The following is a 7,367-nucleotide window of genomic DNA, read 5'->3' as shown; positions in this document are numbered from 1 at the left end:
GTGCTGGGTCCGGGAACCGGTCTCGGCGTCGCCGGGCTGGTCCACGCGCTGCATCACTGGATTCCCGTACCCGGCGAAGGCGGCCATATGGACATCGGGCCGCGCACGCCGCGCGATTTCGAGGTCTTCCCGCATATAGAGAAGCTCGAGGGCCGCATTTCGGGCGAGCAGATCCTGTGCGGACGCGGCCTCGTCAACGTCTACCGCGCCGTGGCCAAGGCCGACGGCAAGCCATCGCCCTTCACCACGCCGGCCGAGGTCACCGCCGCGGCGCTGGCCAAGACCGATCCGGTGGCGCAGGAAGCGCTGGAGACCTTCGTTACCTGTCTCGGCCGTACCGCTGGCGACCTTGCCTTGGTGTTCATGAGCCGTGGTGGGGTGTTCCTCACCGGCGGCATCGCGCAAAAGATCGTGCCGGCGCTGAAGGAGGGCAATTTCCGCGCCGCCTTCGAGGACAAGGCGCCGCACAGCGCGCTGATGCGCACCATGCCGGTCTATGTCATCACCCATCCGCTGGCCGCCCTTCTCGGCCTCGCCGCCTATGCCAGGAACCCCTCGCTGTTCGGCGTCCAAACCTCGGGCCGGCGCTGGCAGGCCTAGCTCCTCGACGGGATGTGCCTATTGCCGCGTGGGCGCGCTTGAGCCGCCCGCGACGAAGTTAATCAGCCGCGGGCATAGGCAAGCCGGCCTCATGGCGCTAAGAGGAGTGCCGAATTGCAGCCCGGTCCCAGGCGGAAAACCCACGAAGCTCCCGATTTGACACTTCAAGCTCCAAACAAGCAGAAAGCCAGCATTGGCGAGGTCAACGCCGTGCTGCGCCGCATCCTCTCCGAAAATGGCCGCGATCATCGCTGGTCCTATGTCGTCGCCGTCACCTGCTTGCTGATTGTTTCCGGCACCACTGCCTTCACGGCGTGGATCATGGCCCCGATGATCAACCAGATATTCTACGAACGGCGCGGCGACATGATCGTCTGGATCTGCGCCGGTTTCATGGGAGCTTCCCTGCTGCGCGGCTTCGCCGGTTACGGCCAGGCCGTGGCGTTGGCCAAGATCGGCAACAATCTGGTCGCGCGCTACCAGAAGCGCAGCTTCGACCATCTGATGAAGCTCGGCGTCAACTTCTTCAACGATACGCGTTCCGGTCGGCTGGCGGCACAGGTCAACGAGAATGTCGGCGGCGTCCGCGATCTACTGTCGCTGACACTGACCTCCATCAGCCGCGATGCGGTCACGCTGGTCGCTCTCGTCGGCGTCATGATCTACCAGGATCCGGTGTTGTCGCTCAGCTCGCTGCTGATCGGCCCGCCGCTGATCTGGGCCGTCGTCTACATCACCCGCCGATTGCGGCGTATCAACCGGGAATCCGTGCTGATCAATTCGCGGCTGAACGGTTCCGTGCAGGAGGCCACGCAAGGCATCGCCATCGTCAAGGCCTTCACCCTGGAGCAGGAGCTGGCGCGCCGCATAGGCATCATGGCGGATACGGCCGAACAGCGTAACAACAAGATCGCCCGCGTCTCGGAGCGGCTGTCGCCGATTTCAGAGATTCTGGGCGGTCTCGCTATTACCGCCGTGCTTGCCTATTCCGGCTACCGGGCGCTGGTGCTTGGGCAACCACCGGGCGCGGTGTTTTCCTTCATCACCGCGCTGATCATGGCCTACGACCCGGCAAGACGCCTGGCGCGCACACAGGTGGGCATGGAACGTGCGCTGGTCAACGCGCGCATGATCTACGAGTTGCTCGACCTGGAACCGAAACAGGGCGACGCGCCCGATGCGGTCGAGGCCAGGATCACCACAGGCGAGGTGCGCTTCGAAAATGTGACGTTCGGCTACAACGCCGACATGCCGGTGCTGAGGGACCTGAGCTTTACCGCCGCCGCCGGCAAGGTGACGGCGATCGTGGGTGCGTCGGGCGCCGGCAAATCGACGCTGGTGGCGCTCTTGCAGCGCTTCTACGACGTCGACCAGGGCGGTATCGTGGTCGATGGCCAGGACATCTCGAAGGTGACCAAGCATTCGCTGCGGCAGTCGATCGCCTATGTAGCGCAGGCGCCCTATCTGTTCGAGGGCACGATCCGCGACAACATCCGCTACGGCCGCCTGTCGGCCACGGACGCCGAGATCGAGCAGGCGGCAAAACAGGCGGCAGCCGACGAGTTCATCCGCCAGCAGCCGCAAGGTTACGACACGCCGGTCGGCGAAGGTGGCTCGACCCTTTCCGGCGGCCAGCGCCAGCGCGTCTCGATCGCCCGCGCCATCGTGCGCCAGGCGCCGATCCTGCTGCTCGACGAGGCAACCTCGGCGCTTGACAACGAGGCGGAGGCGCGCGTCCAAGAGGCGCTGACGCATGTCATGGAAGGCCGCACGACGATCGTCATAGCGCATCGGCTGTCGACGGTGGTCAATGCCGACCACATCATCGTGCTGGAAGAGGGACGGCTGGTCGAGGAAGGCACGCATGCGACGCTGATGGCCGATCCGAACAGCATCTATGCCCGCTTCCACCGCATACAGGGCGTCAAGGGTCTGGGGCTTGTCGACGACAGCGCGCCGGCCGAGACTTCGGTTGAGGAATTAGAGACCCAGAGCATCGCCGGGAGCACGGCATGAGCGAAACATCGGCAACATCAGGCGCGCCGGCAAGCGATATGGGCCTTGTGGTGGTCGGCGCGGCCGGCCGCATGGGCCAGACCCTGATCCGCGCCATCCACGCCATTCCGGGCGCCCGCGTCATCGGCGCGGTCGAGCGCGCGGATTCGCCCCATCTGGGCAAGGATGCGGGCGAACTGGCCGGCGTCGGCCGCATCGACGTGCCGATCGGCAGTGATCCGCTGCCGGTCTTCGCCAAGGCCGATGGCGTGCTCGATTTCACCACACCGGCCTCGACGGTTGCGTTCGCCGGCTACGCGGCGCAGGCGCGCATCGTCCATGTCATCGGCACGACCGGCTGTTCAGCCGACGACAATGCGAAAATCGCTGCGGCCGCGCGCCACGCGACCATCGTCAAGTCGGGCAATATGAGCCTCGGCGTCAACCTGCTGGCGGTGCTGGTCGAACAGGCGGCGCGCGCGCTCGACGCCGATGATTTCGACATCGAGATCCTCGAAATGCACCACAGGCACAAGGTCGACGCGCCTTCGGGCACGGCGCTTCTGCTCGGCGAGGCCGCAGCCGCCGGGCGCGGCATCGCGCTTGCCGGCAATGATGTGCGTTCACGCGACGGCCATACGGGTGTGCGAAAAACCGGCTCGATCGGCTTTGCCACGCTGCGCGGCGGTTCGGTGGTCGGTGACCACAGCGTGATCCTGGCCGGCACCGGCGAGCGCATCACGCTGTCCCACCATGCCGAGGACCGCGCCATCTTCGCCCGCGGCGCGGTCAAGGCCGCACTGTGGGCGCGGGGGAAAAAACCGGGCCTTTACTCAATGCGGGACGTGCTTGGGCTTGCCTGAAACGACCCTGAACCATCTTCGTCTTACGCAAGTCCTGCGGGAAAGCCGCTACGCACCTTTCCTGGAATTGCCCAGACCCCAGAGGAGCAAAAATGTCGAGAACCCTCGTGCTCGTGCGCCACGGCCAGAGCGAATGGAACCTGAAGAACCTGTTCACCGGCTGGCGTGATGTCGACCTGACCGAGCAGGGCCATGCCGAGGCCAAAGCCGCCGGCCAAAAACTCAAGGCGCGCGGCCTGAAATTCGACATCGCCTTCACCTCCGCGCTGGTCCGGGCGCAGAAGACGTGCCAGCACATTCTCGACGCAGTCGGCCAGAGCGACCTGCAGACCATCCGCGACCAAGCGCTGAACGAACGCGACTATGGCGACCTCTCCGGCCTCAACAAGGACGACGCGCGCCAGAAATGGGGCGAGGAGCAGGTGCATGTCTGGCGCCGCTCCTACGATGTGCCGCCGCCCGGCGGCGAAAGCCTGAAGGACACCGGCGCCCGCGTCTGGCCCTACTATCTGCACGATCTGCAGCCGCACGTGCTGCGCGGCGGCACCGTGCTGGTCGCCGCCCACGGCAATTCGCTGCGCGCACTGATCATGGCGCTGGACGGCAAGTCGGGCGAGGAGATCGTCAAGCTGGAGCTCGGCACCGGCGTGCCGGTCATCTACACGCTCAACGCCGATTCGACCGTGGCGTCGAAGGAAGTGCTGGAGGGCTGACGGGCAGTTATTTGCGCCAATTGGGAACGTGGCGCCGCCCCTCACCTGCCTGCCGGCATCCTCTCCCCGTATAGTGACGGGGAGAGGGGCGATGTCATCGGCGATTTCGCCAATCGCCGGCGTTGCAAAAAGGGCGCCAGCGTTGCGGCTGGCTTCTTTCTCCCCGTCACTGTACGGGGAGAAATGCCCGGCAGGGCAATGAGGGGCGGCGCTGACGCTCGAAACTGAGCCGGCGAGCATCAGCCCTCGAAAAAAGCGCGTTGACAGCAATCGCTTGCCCGCTTATTGAGCCCGCACCAGCCCAGATGGCGGAATTGGTAGACGCGCACGGTTCAGGTCCGTGTTCCGCAAGGAGTGGAGGTTCGAGTCCTCTTCTGGGCACCAAATTCCGGTTTCGAACCAAATGTTCGGTTCAGAAATTTTGAGAAAAGCCCGGTTCGCCCGGGCTTTTTTCTTGCGCGATGACCTCGCCTCCTGGCCAGTCCCGAACAAACCGCTTCAAACCGCGCGCCCGCTTCGCTACGCTCGCAACCATGTCTCAATCCAGCACCGCGATCTTCGGCGCCCGCCGTGACCAGGCCTTCCCAACGCTGGCCGAGGCGGACATCGATCGCATGCGCCGGTTCGGCGAGGCCAGCGCCTATGCCGCCGGCGAGCACATTTTCGAGGCCGGCAATGTGTCCCCGGGGCTGATCGTCATCCTGTCGGGCAAGGTTGACATCACCCAGGACGGCAAGCTCGGCAGACGCGAAACGATCGTCACCCATGGCCCTGGCAGCTTCGTCGGCGAGCTGGCGCAGCTTTCGGCCCGCCCCTCGCTGGTCAATGCCGAGGCCGCCGAGCCGGTCGAGGCGTTCGTCATTCCCTCGCAAAGGCTGCGCGACCTGATGGTGCAGGAGGCCAATCTCGGCGAGCGCATCATGCGGGCGCTGATCCTGCGCCGCGTCGGGCTGCTCGAGAGCGGCACGATCGGTCCCATCATCGTCGGGCCGGCCGACAATGGCGATGTCCTGCGCCTGCAGGGGTTTCTCGCGCGCAGCGGCCAGCCCCACCGCGTGCTCGATTCCAGAACCGATCCTTGCGCGAAGACCCTGTTCGAGCACTTCCATGTCGATCCGCACCACTTGCCGGTCGTGCTGTGCCCGAACGGCAGGCTGCTGCTCAATCCGGCGGAGAAGGACCTCGCCCGCTGCATCGGCCTGCTGCGGCCGGTCGACGCCAGCAAGGTCTATGACGTCGCCATCGTCGGCGCCGGCCCGGCCGGGCTGGCGGCGGCGGTCTACGCGGCCTCGGAAGGGCTGTCGACCATCGTGCTCGATTGCCGCGCCTTTGGCGGCCAGGCCGGCGCTTCCGCGCGCATCGAGAACTATCTCGGCTTCCCCACGGGCATCACCGGCATGGCGCTGATGGCGCGTGCCTACAACCAGGCGCAGAAATTCGGCGTCGAGATGGTCATCCCCGATGAGGTGAAGCTGCTCGGTGCCGCCACCGGCGGCGCGCGTTACCAGCTTGCTGTCGGCGACGGCGAGACGGTGCGCACGCGCTCGGTGGTGATCGCCAGCGGCGCGCGCTACCGCCGCCTCGATGTCGCCAACCTCGCCGAGTTCGAGGGCACATGCGTGCATTATTGGGCCTCGCCCATCGAAGCACGGCTTTGCGGCGGCCAGGAAGTGGCGCTGGTCGGCGCCGGCAATTCGGCCGGCCAGGCGGCTGTCTACCTGGCCAGCCATGTCAGGAAGGTGGCGCTGCTGGCGCGTGGCGGCAGTCTCGAGGCCTCGATGTCGCGTTACCTCGTCGAGCGCATCAGGGCGCAGCCGAACATCGAGGTGTTGACCGGCGCCGAGGTCGAGGCGCTGGACGGCGAGGAAGGCAATCTCGCCACTGTCCGCTGGCGCGACCGCTCGAGCGGCGCGGTGACGACGCGCCCGATCCGCCATCTCTTCCTGTTCATCGGCGCCGATCCGAACACCGATTGGCTCGCCCAATCCGAGGTGGCGCTAGATGCCAGGGGTTTCATCCGCACCGGATCGGACATAGCATCGGCGCATGGCGTGATGGAGACGAGCCGCAGCGGCGTGTTCGCCATCGGCGACGTGCGCTCCGGCTCTGTCAAACGTGTCGCAGCTGCCGTCGGCGAAGGCGCCCAGGTGGTGGCGGCATTGCATGCATTTCTCGCGCGGGAAGGCAGCCTTGCCGCAGAGAGCAATTCCAGGAAAAGTGTGTAACGGTTTTCCGCCCGGAATTGCGTAAAGGAAATAGCCTCAACCGGTGAGGAGAGTGTGATGGCTGACGAGTGCAGACACGCAGCTGATGTCAAGGACGTGACGCCGAGCGCGCTTGGCTGCGAGGAATGCCTGAAGAGCGGCTCGTGGTGGGTGCATCTGCGGCTCTGCCGCACCTGCGGCCATGTCGGCTGCTGCGACGACTCGCCCAACCGCCACGCCACCAAGCATTTTCATGCCACCAGCCATCCCGTCATAGAGGGCTATGACCCGCCGGAAGGCTGGGGCTGGTGCTATGTCGACGAGATCTTTCTCGACCTCGGCGACCGTACTACGCCGCAGAACGGTCCGATCCCGCAATTTTATTGAGGCGGCAGCGCCACAGATGGTAGACGCGCACGGTTGTGGTTCGCGTTCCGTAGGCAAAGTCTCAGCGCCGATCACCGACGGATAGGCCACTCACGGCGCCCCGTCTCCGCGCGACGTTTTTGAGTCGCCCCGTCATAGAAGCTGGCGAAGGAGGGATAACGCTTGAGGGTGTCCAGATTGATTATCGTCGGGCGTGTTTTCAGAAGGTCGAGCCCCGCTGAGGTGGTTACGAATCGGCCGCGTTTAGGCACGTCGAGCAACCCTGCTTTCTGCAGATAAAACTTCGCCCAATGGATCCGATTATGCAGGATTCGCTGCCTGCCGCTCGGCTGAAGCTGTTGCCGCTCTTCAGCACTCAGTCCGAGTTCATCGGCTATCTTTTCCTCGATCTGCATCACACCCGTTTCGCCGAGCGCGCCATGGTAAAGCACTGGCAGCATCAAGCTCTGATAGTCCGGCAACGGCATACGTCTCCCTCCCGCGAGGCCGAAGAATAGGCGGTGCGCGGTACGCTGCAAAGGCAATCGTCAAGATTACCATATAGGTTGCGTCTTTTGCGAATTGCGATTCTATAGGAGGGACACGACAGGCGATTTGAACGGGTG

General features: G+C 65.0%; 7 protein-coding genes and 1 tRNA gene. 7 read left to right on the top strand and 1 reads right to left on the bottom strand.

Going from position 1 to position 7,367, the window contains the following annotated elements:
• The 7 genes from EOA36_RS21245 to EOA36_RS21210 form a co-directional block, all read left to right on the top strand.
• Positions 1-600, top strand: a 600-nt coding sequence (locus EOA36_RS21245; RefSeq protein WP_189553293.1) for a glucokinase, incomplete at its 5' end; no start/stop codon positions are given.
• Positions 601-756: 156 nt separating this feature from the next.
• Complete coding sequence (locus EOA36_RS21240; protein ID WP_127279290.1) at positions 757-2,616, top strand: ABC transporter ATP-binding protein; 1,860 nt, start codon at positions 757-759, stop codon at positions 2,614-2,616.
• The gene (gene dapB / locus EOA36_RS21235) at positions 2,613-3,458 is read left to right on the top strand and encodes a 4-hydroxy-tetrahydrodipicolinate reductase (RefSeq protein ID WP_127279289.1); all 846 of its coding nucleotides are present in this window, start codon (positions 2,613-2,615) and stop codon (positions 3,456-3,458) included. Before EOA36_RS21240 ends, dapB begins: the two co-directional genes overlap by 4 nt.
• Positions 3,459-3,550: 92 nt before the next feature.
• The gene (locus tag EOA36_RS21230; protein ID WP_127279288.1) at positions 3,551-4,171 is read left to right on the top strand and encodes a 2,3-bisphosphoglycerate-dependent phosphoglycerate mutase; all 621 of its coding nucleotides are present in this window, start codon (positions 3,551-3,553) and stop codon (positions 4,169-4,171) included.
• 299 nt (positions 4,172-4,470) lie between these two features.
• A tRNA-Leu gene (locus EOA36_RS21220) sits at positions 4,471-4,555 on the top strand.
• Between the two features lie 149 nt (positions 4,556-4,704).
• On the top strand, positions 4,705-6,396 hold the full coding sequence (locus EOA36_RS21215; RefSeq protein ID WP_127279287.1) for a cyclic nucleotide-binding domain-containing thioredoxin-disulfide reductase: 1,692 nt from the start codon (positions 4,705-4,707) through the stop codon (positions 6,394-6,396).
• A gap of 57 nt (positions 6,397-6,453) precedes the next feature.
• Complete coding sequence (locus EOA36_RS21210; RefSeq protein ID WP_127279286.1) at positions 6,454-6,762, top strand: UBP-type zinc finger domain-containing protein; 309 nt, start codon at positions 6,454-6,456, stop codon at positions 6,760-6,762.
• Between the two features lie 71 nt (positions 6,763-6,833).
• On the opposite strand, the gene EOA36_RS21205 is transcribed toward EOA36_RS21210, so the two are convergent.
• Positions 6,834-7,229: a winged helix-turn-helix domain-containing protein gene (locus EOA36_RS21205; RefSeq protein WP_127279285.1), complete on the bottom strand. Its 396-nt coding sequence runs from the start codon at positions 7,227-7,229 to the stop codon at positions 6,834-6,836.
• Positions 7,230-7,367 lie beyond the last annotated feature (138 nt).

It is taken from the genome of Mesorhizobium sp. M8A.F.Ca.ET.021.01.1.1 (assembly GCF_003998025.1).
In the GTDB taxonomy this organism is placed as follows: domain Bacteria; phylum Pseudomonadota; class Alphaproteobacteria; order Rhizobiales; family Rhizobiaceae; genus Mesorhizobium.
The sequence above is the reverse complement of the archived record's forward strand: the minus strand, read 5'-3'. Positions and strand labels throughout refer to the sequence as shown.